Here is a 1,528-nt window from a genome sequence, read left to right as displayed (position 1 = left end):
GGAGTCACAGGCTCCTGGCGATTTTTCGAGTTTTATCCTGAAAGGTGCGGCGACCCAAGCTACACACGGTTTGCTTAACCTAGGGTGGGACGGTCTGCCACACTTTTTAAGATACAAGGGTGGGCACTGCCCACCACCTACCTAGGGCTCAACTGTAGATATGCTGGCTTTGATTGAGAGAGGCTGCGATCGCAAGCAGCTACCAAGCGTACCAGCTACAGGAGATCCCAGGGTTCTGCGGGGAGATGGGGCCGTGACAACCAAATTGGGAGAAGAACCCTGGGATCTGGGCTAGCACAGCGTGTTGATCTTGGGCCTAAGGTGTGGTGGGCCGTGCCCACCCTACGAGAGCTGCGATCGCAGACAGCTACCAAGCGTACCAGCTACAGAAGATCCCAGGGTTCTGCGGGGAGATGGGGCTGTGACAGACAAATGGGGAGAAGAACCCTGGGATCTGGGCCTAGCCTATGGGTTAGAGGCATAAGAGGAGGTGGGCAATGCCCACCCTACGGTTGACGTACCAGCGGGGCTAGGCGGGTACGAGATCCTTCTCTGGCTCGGGGGAGGTGACGGCAACCGCATTCGCCTCTCTAAACATGTGGTTGGCCCACTGCTGCACGTCATACTGGGTGACGGCGTTATGCATCTTCTCCATGCGGCGTTTTTGCTCCCCAAGGGGCATGTCGAGGGCCACGTCGATGCTCTCGTCCATATTCTTGTCGGAATAGGGGTTGGTGAGCACCGCATCGGGTAGCTCCACGGCTGAGCCGGTGAACTCTGAGAGCACCAGCACACCGTTTTCGCCACCGTGGGCCGCAATATATTCCTTGGCAACCAGGTTGAGACCGTCACGCAGGGGCGGAATCCAGGCAATATCGGCGGTTTTGTACAGCGCCATCAGGTCATCAAAGGGAATTGGCTCGGTGAAGAGCTGAATGGCGTTCCAGGTGAGGGTGGAGTATTTGCCGTTGATCTGGCCGACCAATTGCTCGATTTCGCTCTGAGCGGTTTTGTAGACCCGCATACCGGCGGCGGCTTTGACGGCGGTCATAATTAAATTCACCTTGCCGCGCAGCTCAGGTCGCCGCTCCAGCAGACGCTCGAAGCAGAGCAGCATTTCTTTAGCACCCTTCACGTAGTCGACCCGACCCGCCGAGACAATGATCTTATTGTCGCCAAGGTCATCGCGAATTTCGGTGATACGCTGCTGCACGGAGGGCTTGTTGACCATTTCGTGAATGTAGCCGGGGTTGGTGCCGACGGGGAAGGCGTCGACATTGACTGTGCGGCCCATATATTCGAGCTTGGTAGTCATATCGGGTTCAGCTAGGGCGGTGCCGAAGGGGGTAAAGGCTTCGGGCACGGGCTTGCGCTCAACTAGCTTGACGTCGCGCAGGCTGCGGGCGGCGGAGACAAAGTTCTCGACGTAGCGGGGAATGTGGAAACCGCACAGGTCGCAGCAGAGCAGGCTGTCGACGATCGCCTCACGCCAGTGCAAAATGTTGAACACATCGGCGGCGGGGAAGGG

Annotated in this window: 1 protein-coding gene; it reads right to left on the bottom strand. The window is 58.0% G+C overall.

The features are described from left to right. Positions 1–529: 529 nt before the first annotated feature. The coding region (locus IQ273_RS33090) for a trehalose-6-phosphate synthase (protein ID WP_194027304.1) at positions 530–1,528 on the bottom strand (999 nt) is incomplete at its 5' end.

It is taken from the genome of Nodosilinea sp. LEGE 07298 (assembly GCF_015207265.1).
Classification (GTDB): Bacteria; Cyanobacteriota; Cyanobacteriia; order Phormidesmidales; family Phormidesmidaceae; genus Nodosilinea.
Note: the sequence above shows the minus strand (reverse complement) of the source record. Positions and strands in the feature narration are given on the sequence as shown.